The 16,409-nt window shown below is 63.1% G+C and carries 12 protein-coding genes; 6 read left to right on the forward strand and 6 right to left on the reverse strand.

Going from position 1 to position 16,409, the window contains the following annotated elements; genetic code table 11:
* Nucleotides 1–10: 10 nt before the first annotated feature.
* A complete protein-coding gene (locus tag AC788_RS12870; protein WP_049860988.1) occupies nt 11–550 on the reverse strand; it encodes a DUF2059 domain-containing protein in 540 nt (179 codons plus the stop codon).
* 223 nt (nt 551–773) lie between these two features.
* On the opposite strand from AC788_RS12870, the gene AC788_RS12875 reads away from it, so the two are divergent.
* On the forward strand, nt 774–2,150 hold the full coding sequence (locus tag AC788_RS12875; protein WP_049861130.1) for a class II fumarate hydratase: 1,377 nt from the start codon (nt 774–776) through the stop codon (nt 2,148–2,150).
* Between the two features lie 96 nt (nt 2,151–2,246).
* Nucleotides 2,247–2,441 carry a DUF6316 family protein gene (locus tag AC788_RS12880; RefSeq protein ID WP_049860989.1) on the forward strand — a complete coding sequence of 65 codons (195 nt, stop codon included), beginning with the start codon at nt 2,247–2,249 and terminating at the stop codon, nt 2,439–2,441.
* A 7-nt stretch (nt 2,442–2,448) separates the two neighbouring features.
* On the opposite strand, the gene AC788_RS12885 is transcribed toward AC788_RS12880, so the two are convergent.
* Nucleotides 2,449–3,276 (reverse strand): substrate-binding periplasmic protein, encoded by an 828-nt coding sequence (locus tag AC788_RS12885; protein WP_236690519.1) that lies wholly within the window; start codon nt 3,274–3,276, stop codon nt 2,449–2,451.
* Between the two features lie 204 nt (nt 3,277–3,480).
* On the opposite strand from AC788_RS12885, the gene AC788_RS12890 reads away from it, so the two are divergent.
* Both AC788_RS12890 and ppnP read left to right on the forward strand, forming a co-directional pair.
* Nucleotides 3,481–4,023 (forward strand): exonuclease domain-containing protein, encoded by a 543-nt coding sequence (locus tag AC788_RS12890; RefSeq protein ID WP_049860990.1) that lies wholly within the window; start codon nt 3,481–3,483, stop codon nt 4,021–4,023.
* 72 nt (nt 4,024–4,095) lie between these two features.
* Complete coding sequence (ppnP, locus tag AC788_RS12895; protein WP_049860991.1) at nt 4,096–4,377, forward strand: pyrimidine/purine nucleoside phosphorylase; 282 nt, start codon at nt 4,096–4,098, stop codon at nt 4,375–4,377.
* Nucleotides 4,378–4,411: 34 nt separating this feature from the next.
* Here the strand turns inward: ppnP and AC788_RS12900 are convergent, their stop codons facing one another.
* A complete protein-coding gene (locus tag AC788_RS12900; protein ID WP_049860992.1) occupies nt 4,412–6,169 on the reverse strand; it encodes an ABC transporter transmembrane domain-containing protein in 1,758 nt (585 codons plus the stop codon).
* 141 nt (nt 6,170–6,310) lie between these two features.
* On the opposite strand from AC788_RS12900, the gene AC788_RS12905 reads away from it, so the two are divergent.
* Nucleotides 6,311–6,490, forward strand: coding sequence for a PA1571 family protein (locus AC788_RS12905; protein WP_049860993.1), 180 nt, complete (start codon nt 6,311–6,313; stop codon nt 6,488–6,490).
* 81 nt (nt 6,491–6,571) lie between these two features.
* Here AC788_RS12905 and pdxB read toward each other — a convergent pair whose 3' ends face one another.
* Together pdxB and AC788_RS12915 are read right to left on the reverse strand one after the other, a co-directional pair.
* Nucleotides 6,572–7,714: a 4-phosphoerythronate dehydrogenase PdxB gene (gene pdxB / locus AC788_RS12910; RefSeq protein ID WP_049860994.1), complete on the reverse strand. Its 1,143-nt coding sequence runs from the start codon at nt 7,712–7,714 to the stop codon at nt 6,572–6,574.
* A gap of 129 nt (nt 7,715–7,843) precedes the next feature.
* On the reverse strand, nt 7,844–8,323 hold the full coding sequence (locus AC788_RS12915; RefSeq protein WP_049860995.1) for a DUF1289 domain-containing protein: 480 nt from the start codon (nt 8,321–8,323) through the stop codon (nt 7,844–7,846).
* Between the two features lie 381 nt (nt 8,324–8,704).
* On the opposite strand from AC788_RS12915, the gene acnB reads away from it, so the two are divergent.
* The gene (acnB, locus tag AC788_RS12920) at nt 8,705–11,314 is read left to right on the forward strand and encodes a bifunctional aconitate hydratase 2/2-methylisocitrate dehydratase (RefSeq protein ID WP_049860996.1); all 2,610 of its coding nucleotides are present in this window, start codon (nt 8,705–8,707) and stop codon (nt 11,312–11,314) included.
* Nucleotides 11,315–11,458: 144 nt separating this feature from the next.
* On the opposite strand, the gene AC788_RS12925 is transcribed toward acnB, so the two are convergent.
* Nucleotides 11,459–16,318: an NAD-glutamate dehydrogenase gene (locus AC788_RS12925; RefSeq protein ID WP_049860997.1), complete on the reverse strand. Its 4,860-nt coding sequence runs from the start codon at nt 16,316–16,318 to the stop codon at nt 11,459–11,461.
* Nucleotides 16,319–16,409 lie beyond the last annotated feature (91 nt).

A 16,409-nucleotide genomic window follows, 5' to 3' on the forward strand; every position in this document is an offset into this window, starting at 1 on the left:
AGCGACTCCGTTATGGCTTCGCAGGCTTGGCCGCACCGGCAGCAGCCTTGGCAGCGCCCTGTGGGTCCAGTTCCTTGGTCATGTCAGCCAGCAGGTTGTTGACCACGGGTACCGCGCTTTCCAGCTTCTGCTGGGTCAGCTGGGCGGACTGCTGGGTCACGGCCGGCATTTTTTCCAGGACTTTCTTGCCCAGTGGCGACTGGTAGAACTTGACCAGGTCCTTGAGCTCCTGCTCGGAGAAGTTGCTGGTGTACAGCTTGACCATGTCGGGCTTGAGCTTCGGCCAGCCGATGGCTTGATCCAGCGCGGCGTTGGCCTTGGCCTGGTAGGTTTCCAGCGTAGCCTGCTTACTGGCCGGTGCCCTGGTCTGCTCGAAGCGCTGGGCGAACATTTGCTGTACTTGCATGTACACCGGGGTGCCCAGCTTGTCCGCATGAGCCATCATCAGGAAGGCTTCGGCGCTGGCGTTGTGGCTGGCGGTGTCGGCAAGGACCTGGCCACTGGCACAGACGAGAACAGCCGCGGTGCAGATGGCGCGAAAACGAGTCATCGAGTTTCCTTATCTAGCAGGCGAGGTAGAACCCCAGAAACGATCATTCTGCGCTCATGTTCGTGCGTCACTCAACCCCGGGCTACGAACGGCAAGTACAGTTTCATGGAACCTGAAGCTGGGCGCGTACCCTAACAGCCAAGGCTGCCGGTGAACCGCAGCGAGACCCGCCCGTGCATCGTCGGGGTGTGACGCGAGATCGACAACAAGGAGCATGAACAGCATGAGTCGTATCGAAACAGACAGCCTGGGACAGGTCGAAGTTCCTGAAGAGGCCTACTGGGGCGCCCAGACCCAGCGTTCGCTGGTGAATTTCGCCATCGGCGAGGAACGCATGCCGCTGCCGGTTTCGCACGCCCTGGCGCTGGTCAAGAAGGCCGCCGCGCGGGTCAACGATCGCAACGGCGATCTGCCGGCCGATATCGCTCGATTGATCGAACAGGCCGCCAACGAAGTGCTCGCCGGCGAGCATGACGATCAGTTCCCTCTGGTGGTCTGGCAGACGGGCAGCGGCACCCAGAGCAACATGAACGTCAACGAAGTGATCGCCGGGCGGGCCAACGAACTGGCCGGCAAGGGACGTGGCGGCAAGTCGCCAGTGCATCCCAACGACCACGTCAACCGCTCGCAAAGTTCCAACGACTGCTTCCCGACCGCCATGCACATCGCTGCCGCCCAGGCCGTGCACGCCGATCTATTGCCGGCAATCTCCGTGCTGGGTGAGGGCCTGGCCGAACTGGCCGGACGACATATGCAACTGGTCAAGACCGGTCGCACGCACATGATGGACGCCACGCCGATCACCTTCGGCCAGGAAGTCTCGGCCTATGTGGCACAGCTGGAGTACGCACAGAAGGCCATCCGCAACGCCCTCCCCGCGGTATGCGAGCTGGCCCAGGGCGGTACGGCGGTGGGTACCGGGCTCAATGCACCCAAAGGTTTCGGCGAAGCGATCGCCGCCGAACTGGCGGCGCTCTCCGGGCTGCCCTTCGTCACCGCGCCGAACAAGTTCGCGGCATTGGCTGGCCATGAGGCCCTGACCAGCTTGTCGGGCGCACTCAAGACCCTCGCCGTGGCCTTGATGAAACTGGCCAATGACTTCCGTCTGCTGGGCTCCGGACCCCGTGCAGGACTGGCCGAGATCAAGTTGCCTGCCAATGAACCAGGCAGTTCCATCATGCCCGGCAAGGTCAATCCAACCCAGTGCGAGGCGCTGTCCATGCTGGCCTGCCAGGTCATGGGCAATGACGTGGTGATCGGCATCGCCGCAAGCCAGGGTCACCTGCAGCTCAACGTCTACAAGCCGGTGATCATCCATAACCTGCTGCAATCGATCAAGCTGCTTGCCGATGGCTGCCGCAATTTCCAGGAGCACTGCGTGGCAGGCCTGGTACCGGATGCGCAGCAGATGGGCGAGCACCTCGAGCGCGGGCTGATGCTGGTCACGGCGCTCAATCCGCACATTGGCTACGATAAAGCCGCCGAGATTGCCAAGAAGGCCTACGCTGAAGGCCTTACCCTGCGCGAATCCGCATTGTCGCTGGGTTACCTGAGCGAATCCGAGTTCGATCAGTGGGTGCGACCCGAAGAAATGCTTTAAGCTCTCGCCGCCAGCGCCTTCGTACTTCCTCGATGGCGCCAGCGGTGGACACACCTGATCTACGTCAAAGATCGAACCCTACACAGGATTCCCATCATGTTCGGCAAGCGTGCGCAGGACCTCGTTGAAACCACGCACTTTCGTGCCGAACGGTTCAGTACGGTCAACGGCTTCTACTTTTTCAGCACGCGTGAGAACACCCTCGAGGGTCCGTTCGCGACTCGCGAAGAGGCCGAACGCGAGAGCCGGGCTTACGTCATTCGCGTATCAGGGCGTCAATCCTACCGCTAGCCCCCCTTCAGCGCTTGGCTGCCGGATGGCGCACGGCGACTCGAGGGGCGGGTTGCTCCAGCACCGCTACCTTGGCGGGTGTGAAGATGGGCTGCAACCTGCCGCTGGCGTGCATCTGCTGCATCAGCGCGGCGAACTCCTCGGCTGTGATGGGCGCACCGGGGCGCAATAGCGCATAGTGCCGATAGATCTGATCGACTCGTTGGGAGACCAGCAACTGCGCGCCGACCTCCGGATTGTGAGCGATGAAATCCGCCAGGAACGACCGCGTCACCAAGGCGATGTCGGCACGCTTGCGCACGATCATCATCAGGTTGCTTTCATGTGAATACGTCAATACGGCGTTGAAGCGGCGCAACAGGTACTGCGGGTTGGCGTCGAAATCCGCGAACGCATAGTGATAGCCGTAGAACAACGCCATGCGCTTGCCATTCAGGTCGGCGAAGACCTCCTGATCATTGCCGTCCTTGAGTGCCACGAAGACCTCGGCATCCTCCAGCCCCAGATCGACCGCGCTGTGTTTGATGCGCTGCCAGCCCCACAGTGGGTTCTCGAACATCGCCATGTCGACCCTGCCCTTCTCGAAGTCCTGATAACGTCGAGCGATCGAGGTAGGCACCAGAACGAAGTGCCAGTTGGTCTGCACCTGGTTGAGCTGATCGATGAGCAGCGGCAGCAGGCCTTGGTCGCTCCCTTGTTCGGGGTGCACGACATAGGGTGGAAAATGGGCGGCGCCGACACGCACTTCCTGGGCCGCCTGCGCGCCCGGAACCCAAAAGGCCCATCCGGCCAGCAACAGACGTAGCAGGGCCGCCTTAAGATAACCGTACTTCAAGACAGAGAACCCTCACCAGCCGTTTTGCGAAGCACGTACGCTAGGGGTTTTACGTCGGGCTGACAACTGCTAAACCCTGTATATGCGCCTGACACCCTCGACCCCGCCTGCGGCGGCCTGCCCCGCTCTCCTGTTCCCGGATCTCGGAACTCTTTGCATCAAGTTGGGCTCTAGCCTCTAAGCGCATGTGCCTGGGAGCCTGGTATGCCGCATTGGCTGGTCATCGACCTGGAAGCCACCACCGACGAAGGTGGTTGGCCGGTCACTGAAATGGAAATCATCGAGATCGGTGCGAGCCTGGTCAATCGCGACGGGCACGAGGTCGACCATTTCCAGCGCTTCGTCAAACCGGTGCGCCGCCCCAGTCTGACGCCGTTCTGCCGCGAGCTGACGCACATCGGCCAGGCGGACGTGGACACTGCAGCGGTCCTGACCCAGGTCTGGAGAAGCTTCGAGCAGTGGCTGGCGCCTCATCGGGGGCAGCTGCAGGGTTGGGTCAGTTGGGGCGACTATGACCGCCTGCAGTTGCTGCAGGACTGGCAGCAGCACAACCTGGAGAGCGTGCTGGCGCGGGTGCCGCACATCAATCTCAAGCAGCGCTTCGCCAAGTCTCGGCAATTGCCGCGCCCGCTAGGCCTGACCAGCGCCTTGCAACTGGCCGGCCTGCAGTTCAGCGGCCAGCAGCACCGGGCCCTGGAAGACGCGCGCAATACCGCGCGCCTGCTGCCCTTGGTGCTGGCGCCCTAAAGCGGATGACGACCTGCCAGGGCTTGGGCATACTGGCCAGCCCTTTCCACCCCCTTCGCAAGGAACCGACTCATGTTCAAGGTCAACGAATACTTCGACGGCACCGTCAAGTCCATCGCTTTCACCGAAGCTGACGGCCCCGCCACCATTGGCGTCATGGCGCCGGGCGAGTATGAATTCGGTACGGCCCAGAGCGAAGTCATGCACGTGGTATCCGGCGCCCTGACGGTCAAGCTGCCCGATGCCAGCGACTGGCAGACCTTCGCCGCCGGCAGCCAGTTCGATGTACCGGCCAACAGCAAGTTTCAGCTGACCGTGGAAGTGGAAACCGCCTACCTCTGCCAGTACCGTTGATGATTCCGGCCCCCAGCCCTGGGGGCCGTCCGCTCTAACGCCCGAACTGCAGGTGCGCAAGGCGCGCGTACAGAGTATTGCTGGCCACCAGCTCGGCGTGGGTTCCCAGCGCCACCAGACACCCTTGATCAATCACTGCAATGCGGTCGGCGTTCTGCACCGTGGCCAGACGGTGGGCGATGACCAGCGTCGTGCGGCCCTGCATCAACGTAGGCAAGGCCTGCTGGATCAGGTGTTCGCTCTGCGCATCCAGGGCGCTGGTGGCTTCGTCCAGCAACAGGATGGGCGCGTCGACCAGCAAGGCCCGAGCAATCGCCAGGCGTTGGCGCTGTCCGCCTGAAAGTCCCATGCCGGCGTCGCCCAGCGGTGTCTGATAGCCCTGCGGCAGCTGCACGATGAAGTCATGGGCATGGGCAATGCGCGCAGCCGTCTCGACCTGCTCGGCGGTGGCGTCGGCGCGACCATAGCGGATATTGTCCTCGACGCTGCCGAAGAACAACGCCGGCGTCTGCGAAACGATGGCGAAATGTCGACGCAGGTCCTGCGGGTCAAGCTGGCGCAGGTCGATACCGTCGATGAGCAGGCGGCCCTGCTGCGGATCGTAGAACCGCAGCAACAGTTCGAACAGCGTCGACTTGCCGGCGCCGGAGGGCCCGACCAGGGCCAGGGTCTCGCCCGGTCGAACCGTCAGGCTCATGCCCCGGATGGCCGGTGCATCCTCCCGCGTCGGGTAGGCAAAGACCACCTCCTCGAGAGCCAACGCGCCGGTCACTCGCGACGGCAACTGCTGCAAGCCCTCGGTGGGCGGCTGAATCGCGCTGCGCGCCTGCAACAGTTCGGCGATCCGTTGCGCAGCGCCAGCAGCGCGTTGCAGTTCACCGACCACCTCACTGAGGGTGCCGAAGGCGCTACCGACGATCAGGCTGTAGAACACGAACGCAGCGAGTTCGCCGGCCGAAATGCGTCCGCCGATCACGTCCATGCCACCCACCCACAGCATCACTGCCACTGCGCCCAGCACCAGCACGATCACCAGCGCGATCAACCAGGCGCGCTGGACGATGCGCCGCCTGGCCGTGTCGAACGCCTGCTCCACGGTCACGGCGAAGCGTCGCTGGTCCTCGCCCTGGTGGTTGTAGGCCTGCACCGTCTTGATCTGAGTCAGGGTTTCGGCGACGTAGCTGCCGACGTTGGCGATGCGATCCTGGCTCTGTCGCGACAGACGCCGCACCTGGCGACCGAACATCAGGATCGGCGCCAGCACCAGCGGCAAGGCGACCACCACGATACTGGTGAGCTTGGGATTGGTGATGAACAGCAGCACCACGCCGCCGATCACCATCAGCAGGTTGCGCAGAAACATCGACAGCGACGAGCCGATGACCGATTGCAGCAAGGCCGTGTCAGTGGTCAGCCGCGACTGGATTTCTGAGCTGCGGTTGTTCTCGTAGAACGCCGGGTGCAGGTGGACCAGATGATCGAAGACCTGCTTGCGGATATCGGCGACACAGCGCTCGCCGATCCAGGACACCAGGTAGAACCGCGCAAAGGTCCCCGTCGCCAGGGCCAGTACCAACACCATGAACACCGCGATGGAGCGGTTGAGCAGGTGCGTGGACTGGGTCATGAAGCCCTGGTCGACCAGCATCCGAATGCCCTGCCCCATGGACAGGGTGATACCGGCGGTGACCAGCAACGCCAGCAGCGCGCCGATGGCCTGCCATCGATAAGGGCGTACAAAACGCCACGCCAGGCGCAGGCCACGACGTTGACTTGAAGACAATAGCTGCAAGGGGGATGATCCGTATTCAGAGGGTCCACAAGCCTACACCCGGACGCGGGATCGACTACAGTGGAACTCCATGAATCGCACAAAGTCAGCTAGGAAGCAGGCCGTAACAAACGGCGCAAACACCTGAAGAGGAGACAGGCCATGAGCTCGCATGACGACACGCAGAAAAGCATCGAAGTGGTACGGGTGCATCCCCATGAGCCCGTCGGTGGTTCGATCATCGACGAGCAGGGCCGCGAAGTGCCCATTACCGAAGACATGGTGCAGGAAGCCTGTCGCGAGCTGGAAGAGCACGTGGTCAAACCCGCTGGCAACGTCTGATCGAACCACTCGCTTCACTGCCTTTCAAACCCGGCCCTGACAGAAATGACAGACGGCCGGGTTCGTGTTTCTCGGGCTCGGCTAAACCAGGACCGCACCCAGGGCGGCGACGATGCGCTCGAGCACAGGTGCCGGGCCGTCGATACGCACGCGCAGGCCTTCGATCTCGCGGCGTGGCGGGTACTGCTTGCGCAACTGGTCGAAGGCAAGTCGCTGTCGATCGGTATCTGCATCCAGGCTGCGGCGGAAATCGGCATCATCACGACGGGGGTCGTAGACACCGCGGCACAGCATGGCCAGCGCCCAGTCCGGATCGGTGTCGGCGCTCAGGTTCACCTCTCCCAGCCAGGGTTTGGGCAACAGGTCTTGTAACTGCACGTCGGCATTGCGCCCGAGGAACTCGCACAAGGCTTGATAGATCTGCGCCGTGCCACGGCGGCGACCGTCGAGGCTGTAGCCGGCGATGTGTGGCGTGCCGATCACGCAGCAGTCGGCCAGTTCGCGATCGACCGCAGGCTCCCACTCCCAGACGTCGAGTACCGCTTGCAGGTCTTCGCGCGCCAGCAGGACGTGACGCAGTGCGACGTTGTCGATCACCGGGCCGCGCGCGGCATTGATCAGCCAGGTGCCCGGTTTGAGGGCGCGCAGACGCGCTTCGTCGAACAGGTGCCAGGTCGGATGAGCGCCGCTGCGGGTCAGCGGCGTGTGCAGGCTGATCACGTCGCAGTGTTCGACGATGTGCTCCAGGCTGACGAAGTCACCGCCTTCGCTGGTCTCGCGAAAGGGATCACATACCCGCACATCCCAGCCCAACCCGCGCAGTACCTGGACCAGTCGCCCGCCGACCTGCCCGGCACCGACGATGCCGTAGCAACGCCCGTTCAGCGGCAGGCCTTCGACCTCGGCCAGGGTCAGCAGGCTGCCCAGCACGTAGTCGACTACACCACGGGCATTGCAGCCCGGGGCGCTGGCCCAACGGATGCCGGCCTCGGCGAAGTGGTCGAGGTCCAGATGGTCGGTGCCGATGGTGCAGGTGCCGACGAAGCGCACCGGGCTGCCTTCAAGCAAGGCGCGGTCGACCTGGGTCACCGAGCGCACCAGCAGAACGTCGGCCTCGGCAACCGCCGCGCGATCGATCGACCGGCCGGGATAGCGACGGATTTCTCCAAAGCCTTCGAAAAAAGCGTCGAGCAGCGGAATGTTTTCGTCGGCGACTATGAGCATGGGGTATCCAGAAATATAGAGTGATCGGGGTAGCCTGTTCGCGGGCAGAGACCCGCTCCCACACAAGAGCGAGCGCGGTCCCTGTGGGAGCGGGTCTCTGCCCGTGAAGGCATCGCCACGGAGTCAGCTTCAGATAATGCGCTGTTCGGTCAGCTCGCGCACGAACGATGGCGCGATATAGCGCTGGTAATGCGCCTCCGAGAGAATGAAGAATTCCCGATCGATGGCATCGCGCAGTTGTGGCAGATCCCAGTCGCGGAACTCGGGCAGCAGCACCAGGCCATAGGCTTCCAGGTTGTTGATCACCCGGGCTCCACGGGCAATCAGCTGGTAGGCCCAACAGTACTCCGACTGCCGCTCGACGAAACGTATCTTGCGTTGTTCCAGTTGTTGGCGCAGCTTCAAGGGGTCGAACACTTCCAGCTTGGCCACCATGACCTGCACGAGCAACTGCTCCAGCCGCACCCACACCGCGCGTTTCTGCGCTTCGTCGTAGCCGTTCCAGTGAATGACTTCATGGTGGTAGCGCTTGCAGCCACGGCACACGAGGTCCCCGTAGACGGTCGAGCACAGGCCCACGCAGGGCGTCTTGATGGAATGGTTGGACATGGCGGATCAGCACACTGGACGGTGGAACACCGGGCGCATGTTAGTCCTTTGTCTAACAGGGGTCACCCCAGAAATCGTGGGGCTTAACTTAACTTCCTGCGCGAATTAACGTAGAATCATGCAGCCTTTTTAGGCGCCAATGTCCATTGGAAGCTGTTTTCAAAGCGTCACGAGCACAGTCGATCCAGTAGAAGGGTGTTGGCACCGTTCATCCGGTGCCAGCCCTCATCAGCTTTCCCTTCTACAGGCGTAAAACTTTGAAAACAGCTTCTGTAAGGAATACCTGCCCTCCTGGCTGAACGGCCGAAAAGTCCGTGCGCATGGATGCAGGCATTCCCTGGATGAGCGTCCCTTCCGGGACCACTGATGAGGGTAATAACTGTGCTTGAAGCCTATCGCAAACACATCGAAGAGCGTGCCGCCCAGGGTATCGTGCCCCAGCCGCTTAACGCCGAACAAACCGCAGGCCTGGTCGAGCTGCTGAAGAACCCTCCCGCCGGCGAAGAAGCCTTCCTGGTCGACCTGATCACCAACCGCGTACCACCAGGGGTGGACGAAGCCGCCTACGTCAAGGCCGGTTTCCTTTCCGCCGTGGCCAAGGGCGAAGCCACCTCCCCGCTGATCGACAGCAAGCGTGCCGTGGAACTGCTCGGCACCATGCAGGGCGGCTACAACATCGCCACCATGGTCGAACTGCTCGACGACGCCACCCTGGCGCCGGTGGCTGCCGAACAGCTCAAGTTCACCCTGCTGATGTTCGATGCCTTCCACGACGTCGCGGAAAAAGCCAAGAATGGCAACACCCACGCTCAAGGCGTGCTGCAGTCCTGGGCCGATGGCGAGTGGTTCAAGAAGCGTCCGACCCTGGCCGACAAGATCAGCCTGCGGGTCTTCAAGGTCACCGGCGAAACCAACACCGACGACCTCTCCCCGGCGCCTGACGCCTGGTCGCGCCCGGACATCCCGTTGCACGCCCTGGCCATGCTGAAAATGGCCCGCGAAGGCATCGTGCCCGACGTCCAGGGCTCGATCGGCCCGATGAAGCAGATTGCCCAGATGTACGCCGACGGCTACCCCGTGGCCTACGTGGGTGACGTGGTCGGTACCGGTTCGTCGCGTAAATCGGCCACCAACTCGGTGCTGTGGTTCTTCGGTACCGACATCCCGTACGTGCCGAACAAGCGTGCCGGCGGTTTCTGCTTCGGCACCAAGATCGCTCCGATCTTCTACAACACCATGGAAGACGCCGGCGCCCTGCCGATCGAGTTCGACGTGTCGAACATCAACATGGGCGACGTGATCGATCTCTACCCGCACCAGGGTAAAGTCTGCAAGCACGACAGCGACGAGGTGATCACCACCTTCGAACTCAAGACGCCCGTACTGCTCGACGAAGTCCGCGCTGGCGGCCGTATCCCGCTGATCGTCGGCCGCGGTCTGACCGACAAGGCGCGCGCCGAGCTGGGCCTGGGCCCGACCGATCTGTTCAAGCTGCCCGAAGCCCCGGTCGATACCGGCAAGGGCTACACCCTGGCGCAGAAGATGGTCGGCAAGGCCTGTGGCCTGCCCGAAGGCAAGGGTGTGCGTCCCGGCACCTACTGCGAACCGAAGATGACCACCGTCGGCTCTCAGGACACCACTGGCCCGATGACCCGCGACGAACTGAAAGACCTGGCGTGCCTGGGTTTCTCGGCCGATCTGGTCATGCAGTCCTTCTGCCACACCGCGGCCTATCCAAAGCCGATCGACGTGACCACCCACCACACCCTGCCTGATTTCATCCGCACCCGTGGTGGCGTGTCCCTGCGTCCAGGCGACGGCATCATCCACAGCTGGCTGAACCGCATGCTGCTGCCGGACACCGTCGGCACCGGTGGTGACTCGCACACCCGCTTCCCGATCGGCATCTCGTTCCCGGCCGGTTCCGGCCTGGTGGCTTTCGCGGCCGCCACCGGCGTCATGCCGCTGGACATGCCCGAGTCGGTGCTGGTGCGCTTCAAGGGCACCATGCAGCCAGGCATCACCCTGCGCGACCTGGTCCACGCGATTCCGTACTACGCCATCCAGAAAGGCCTGCTGACCGTCGAGAAGAAAGGCAAGATCAACGCCTTCTCGGGTCGCATCCTGGAAATCGAAGGCTTGAACGACCTGACCGTCGAGCAGGCATTCGAACTCTCCGACGCCTCGGCCGAGCGCTCCGCCGCCGGTTGCACCATCAAGCTGCCGGAAAAGGCCATCGCCGAGTACCTGCAGTCGAACATCACCTTGCTGCGCTGGATGATCAGCGAAGGCTACGGCGATGCGCGGACCATGGAGCGTCGTGCCCAGGCCATGGAAGCCTGGCTGGCCAACCCGGAACTGCTGAGTGCCGATGCCGACGCCGAATACGCCGAGATCATCGAAATCGACTTGAGCGACTTGAAAGAGCCGGTCCTGTGCGCACCGAACGACCCGGACGATGCACGTCTGCTGTCCACCGTTCAGGGCGAGAAGATCGACGAAGTGTTCATCGGTTCGTGCATGACCAACATCGGCCACTTCCGCGCTGCCGGCAAGTTGCTCGACAAGGTCAAGGGCCAACTGCCGACCCGTCTGTGGCTGTCGCCGCCGACCAAGATGGATGCCCATCAGCTGACCGAAGAAGGCTACTACGGCATCTACGGCAAGGCTGGCGCGCGCATGGAGATGCCGGGCTGCTCGCTGTGCATGGGTAACCAGGCACGCGTGGAACCCAACTCCACCGTGGTGTCGACCTCGACCCGTAACTTCCCGAACCGCCTGGGCGATGGTGCCAACGTGTACCTGGCGTCCGCCGAGCTGGCTGCCGTTGCCTCCATCCTGGGCAAGCTGCCGACCGTCGAGGAGTACATGGAGTACGCGGCCAGCATCGACAGCATGGCTGCCGATGTGTACCGCTACCTGAGCTTCGACCAGATCGCCGAGTTCCGCGATGCCGCGGCCAACGCGAACATTCCGGTGGTTCAGGCTTGATGCCACGCTGAAATGAGCTGCACAAAAAAACCCGTCATTTGACGGGTTTTTTTGTGGGTGGAGGTAAATGTCGCAGTCAGCAGGTCCGACGCTTTCGCGGGCAAAGCCCGCTCCCACAAGGACCTGCAGAAATCAACGCTGGCCTCAACTGACCTGCACCCCCCCGCTCAACGCCAGGTCCATCAGCTCACGATTCGCCACCGCATACATGGCGTAATCGGTCCCTGTTGCCGCCTTGATCTCGTCGAGCATGGCGCGCCAGCGCTTGACCATCACCTCATGCTGTTCCAGCCACAGATCCAGTCGTTCCTCGACGTCTCCAGGCGCGTCCTGCATCTTCAGCACGGAGATGGTGATCGCCCGCTGCTGCAGGTCGATGTCGTCGCGGAACGCCTCTCGGGCCAGTGCCTGCCAGTTGTTCTCCACCGGCAGGCTGCTGATCTGCTGCAGGTACCAGGTCAGGTCCAGCTTGCTGCCCACGGCGAAGAACGCCTTGGCCACTTCGGCGGCATTCTGACCGGTCACATCCGACGCCTCGATGATCGGCAGCAGCGTGTACAGGTGGCTGGTGCCGGCGACCATGCGCGCCAGCAATTCCGGCACGCCTGACTCGACGTAGCCCTGGTAGCGGGCCTGCCAGCGCTCGCGGGTCGGCCCCTCGAGCAGTTCGTCGAGCTTGAGACCCAAGGCCGCGATGTGAGGACCGAAGTGCGCCACGTCGCGACCGGCGTCCAGCTCGTTGCGGCGGCTGCGCAGGAACCAGCGGGTGGCGCGACGGCCCAGGCGCATCAGCTCGTCCATCAACGCCAACTGCACATCGGCGGAGACCTGATAGTCCAGCGCCTCGATCTGGCGGAACCAGTGCGGCAGGTGGAAGATGTCGCGCACGATGGCGTAGGCGCCGACCACGCTGGCCGGCGTCATGCCCGTGGACTCCTTCAAACGCTGGACGAAGGTGATGCCCATGTTGTTGACCAGGTCGTTGGCGATCTGGGTGCTGACGATCTCGCGCTTGAGGCGGTGGCTGCGCATGGCCTCGGCGTATTTGCTGACCAGCGACGGCGGGAACGCCGTTTCCATGTCGCGGGTCAGGTAGACGTCGTCGGGTACTGGCGAGGCCAGCAGCGCTTCGTTGAGGTCGATCTTGCTGTAGGAGATCAGCACCGACAGCTCGGCCCGAGTCAGACCCTGCTTGTTCGCGACGCGCTCGTTGAGCTGCTCCTCGGTCGGCAGGAATTCGATGGCCCGGTCGAGCTTGCCACGCGCCTCGAGGTCGGCCATCAGACGACGGTACTCGGCCAGGCGCTCATAGGCCTTGCGCGCCGCCAGCGACAACGCCTGGGTCTGCTTGTAGTTGTTGCCCAGCACCAGATGGCCGACTTCCTCGGTCATGCTGCCCAGCAGCAGGTTGCGCTGCTTCTCGGTCATGTCGCCGGCCTGCACGGCTTCGTTGAGCAGGATCTTGATGTTGACCTCGTGGTCGGAGCAATCCACCCCGGCCGCGTTGTCGATGAAGTCGGTGTTGGTGGCACCGCCGTTGAGGCCGAACTCGACACGCCCCAGTTGGGTCATGCCCAGGTTGCCGCCCTCGCCCACCACCTTGCAGCGCAGCTCGTTGCCGTTGACGCGTAGTGCGTCGTTGGCCTTGTCGCCCACATCCGCATGGCTTTCGTCGCTGGATTTGACGTAGGTACCGATACCGCCGTTCCACAGCAAGTCGACCGGTGCCTTGAGCAGCGCATTGAGCAGTTCGGTCGGGGTCAGCTTGTCGGCCTTGATGTCGAAACGCTCTTTCATCTGCGCACTGATGGCGATGCTCTTGGCACTGCGCGAGAAGATCCCGCCACCGGCGGACATGATCGAGGTGTCGTAGTCGCTCCACGCCGAGCGCGGCAGGTCGTACAGGCGCTGACGTTCGGCGAAGCTGCTGGCGGGTTCCGGGTTGGGGTCGATGAAGATATGCAGGTGGTTGAACGCCGCCACCAGTTGCAGCTTGTCGGACATCAGCAGGCCGTTGCCGAACACGTCACCAGCCATGTCGCCGATGCCGATGACAGTGATGCTGTCTTTCTGCACGTTGATGCCGCGCTCGCGGAAATGCCGCTGCACGCCCACCCAGGCACCCTTGGCGGTGATGCCCATTTTCTTGTGGTCGTAGCCTGCCGAGCCGCCCGAGGCGAACGCGTCGCCGAGCCAGAAACCGTAGTCGATGGCGATGCCGTTGGCGATGTCGGAAAAGGTCGCGGTGCCCTTGTCCGCAGCCACCACCAGGTACGGGTCATCATCGTCGTGACGCACGACGTTGGCCGGCGGCACGACGCTGCCGTCCTTGAGGTTATCGGTGATGTCGAGCAGCCCGGAGATGAAGATGCGGTAGCAGGCCACCGCCTCGTTCTGCACCTCGTCGCGGCTGCCGCCCAGAGGCAGGCGGCGCGGGACGAACCCGCCTTTTGCGCCCACCGGCACGATCACCGAGTTCTTTACGTGCTGCGCCTTGACCAGGCCCAGCACTTCGGTACGGAAGTCTTCCTCGCGGTCCGACCAGCGCAGGCCACCACGGGCGACATTGCCGAAACGCAGGTGAACACCCTCGACCCGTGGCGAGTAGACGAAGATCTCGAACTTGGGTACTGGCTTGGGCAGCTCGGGAATCAGCTTGGGGTTGAACTTGAAGCTGAAGTACGACTTCACCTGGCCATTGCTGTCCGGCTGGTAGAAGTTGGTGCGCAGGGTGGCCTTGATCAGGTCCAGGTAGCGACGCAGGATGCGGTCTTCGTTGAGCACCTGAACGTCGTCCAAGGCGGTGAGAATCGCCTGTTCCAGACGCTGCTGCTTGTCGTCCAGGTCGTCGCCGGCCAGCTTGCGTGCCAGGTAGAAGCGGGTCTTGAACAACCGCGTCAGTTCGCGGGCGATATCGGTGTGGTTGTTCAGGGTGCTGGCGATGTAGCCCAGATCGAAGCCCAGGCGAATCTGCTTGAGATAGCGCGCGTAGGCACGCAGCAGGGCGACGTCGCGCCACGGCAGGCCTGCGGTCAGCACCAGCCGGTTGAACGCATCGTTCTCGGCGTCGCCGCGCACGATATGGACGAAGGCGTCCTGCAGGGTGTCGTTGAGTTGCTGGATGTCCAGGTTCAGGCCTTCGCTGTAGGTGAAGGCGAAGTCGTGGATCCAGTACTCGCGGCCGCTGCGATGACGCAGGCGGTACGGGAACTCGCCGAGCACGCGCAGACCCAGGTTCTCCAGGATCGGCAGCACGTCCGACAGCGCCAGCGGCGTGTCGGCGTGGTACAGCTTGCAGTGCAGCTGGCGTTCACCGCTCTGCGCCAGTGGCTGATAGAAACTCATCACCAGCGGGCGGGCTTCGGACAGGGCCAGCAGGTGCTGCATGTCCACCACCGCCGAGTGCGCCGCGAAGCGCTCGCGGAAACCGGCCGGGAAGCCTTTCGGGAAATCGGCCAGCACGTTGGTGCCGGCGGCCTCGCCGAAGCTTTCGATGGTCAGGCTGGCGTAGTCGTCCTGCCACGAGCGGCAGGCCTGGATCACTTCGTTTTCCAGCTGCTGCGGGTCGATGTCGATGCGGTTCTTCGGATCCACACGCAGGATCAGCTGCACACGCGCCAGCACCGACTCGGAGAAGAACGTCCAGAACTCGCAGTCCGTGGCCTTGAGGCGCTCCATCAGCACCTGCTGGATCTTCTGCCGCACTTCGGTGGAATAGACGTCGCGCGGCACATAGGCCAGGCAGTAGCAGAAACGGCCGTAGGGGTCCTTGCGCAGGAACACGCGGATCTTGTTGCGCTCCTGGATCTGCACGATCGACATGACCGTGCTGAACAGCTCGTCGATCGGCGTCTGGAACAGGTCGTCACGCGGCAGCACTTCGACCACCTGGGCCAGTTCCTTGCCCAGGTGTGCCTTGGCATGGAAACCGGAGCGGCGTTCGATCTCGGCGACCTTGCGGCGAATGTAGGGGATCTCGCGCACGCTCTCGCCATACACCGACGAGGTGTACAGGCCCATGAAGCGGCATTCCTTGAGCACCTTGCCGTCGGCATCGATCTGGCGGATCGACACGTAGTCCGGATAGGCCGGACGATGCACGCGGCTTGGATGGGCCGCCTTGGCGAAGGACAGCAGCATCGGCTCGTGCAGGTATTGCACGGCGTAGTCTTCGATGTGCAGTTCTTCGCTGCTCAGGCCGGCGCGCAGCAGCCGGGTCAGGCCGAGGAAGGACGCGGGGTCGTAGCTGAGCTGACCGCCCTGGGCGTCGGCATCGACCACGAATTCCTCGTAGCCCAGAAAGGTGAAGTGGTTGTCGGTCAACCATTCGAGGAAGGCCTTGATCTCGGCCTTTTCCTGCTCGTCGCTGGCGAACGCGGTCTGCTCCACCAGGGTGATCATTTCACGGACCTTGGCCTTCATCGGCTCGAAGTCCTGCACCGCAATGCACACCTCGCCCAGCACCTGCTCCAGCTCGCGAGCGAGCACGTTGAGTTCGGCGGCGTTGGCGCAGCGGTCGATTTCCAGGTACATCAGCGATTCATGCAGGACGTCTTCGCCCTGGGCACCCTTGGCCAGCACTTCGAGCAGCTCGCCCTGGCTGCCTCGGCGCACGCTGAGCACGGTGGTCTGCAGGGTATGAATGCTGTAGCCGCGGCGGTTGAGCTCGGTACGCACCGAGTCCACCAGGAACGGCAGGTCGTGATGCAGCACCTCGACCGCGGTGTGGGTGGACTGCCAGCCGTGACGTTCGTAGTCGGGGTTGTAGACCCGCACCTGCGGCTTGGCATGATCGAAGCGCTGCAGCAGGCGCCACGCCGACAGGGTGCAGCCGGCCAGGTCGCTGAGGCGGCGCTGGGTGAGTTCGTCCAACGAGATGATGCCGAAGAACTGATCGGCGAACAGCGCCACTTGTGGCAGTTGCTGCTCGCTGATGTGCTGAGCCAGGGCCGATTGCAGTTGATGCTGGAAGTCGGCTTTGCTGGCTGCGGTGAAGAACGCCATCTGTGGTACTCCGCTTGGGCTTTGTTATTGGGTGAAGCGTCGCAGGTCACCCCGGTTCGGATCAACCATAGCCAATCCGACGCTGCAGGGC

It is taken from the genome of Pseudomonas sp. RIT-PI-a (genome assembly GCF_001187875.1).
GTDB classification, from domain to species: Bacteria; Pseudomonadota; Gammaproteobacteria; order Pseudomonadales; family Pseudomonadaceae; genus Aquipseudomonas; species Aquipseudomonas coleopterorum.

Bases quoted from the DNA above. Each gene is read 5' to 3' on its own strand.
- AC788_RS12870 (WP_049860988.1), bottom strand. From the start codon at position 550: ATGACTCGTTTTCGCGCCATCTGCACCGCGGCTGTTCTCGTCTGTGCC.
- AC788_RS12875 (WP_049861130.1), top strand. From the start codon at position 774: ATGAGTCGTATCGAAACAGACAGCCTGGGACAGGTCGAAGTTCCTGAA.
- AC788_RS12880 (WP_049860989.1), top strand. From the start codon at position 2,247: ATGTTCGGCAAGCGTGCGCAGGACCTCGTTGAAACCACGCACTTTCGT.
- AC788_RS12890 (WP_049860990.1), top strand. From the start codon at position 3,481: ATGCCGCATTGGCTGGTCATCGACCTGGAAGCCACCACCGACGAAGGT.
- ppnP (WP_049860991.1), top strand. From the start codon at position 4,096: ATGTTCAAGGTCAACGAATACTTCGACGGCACCGTCAAGTCCATCGCT.
- AC788_RS12905 (WP_049860993.1), top strand. From the start codon at position 6,311: ATGAGCTCGCATGACGACACGCAGAAAAGCATCGAAGTGGTACGGGTG.
- pdxB (WP_049860994.1), bottom strand. From the start codon at position 7,714: ATGCTCATAGTCGCCGACGAAAACATTCCGCTGCTCGACGCTTTTTTC.
- AC788_RS12915 (WP_049860995.1), bottom strand. From the start codon at position 8,323: ATGTCCAACCATTCCATCAAGACGCCCTGCGTGGGCCTGTGCTCGACC.
- AC788_RS12925 (WP_049860997.1), bottom strand. From the start codon at position 16,318: ATGGCGTTCTTCACCGCAGCCAGCAAAGCCGACTTCCAGCATCAACTG.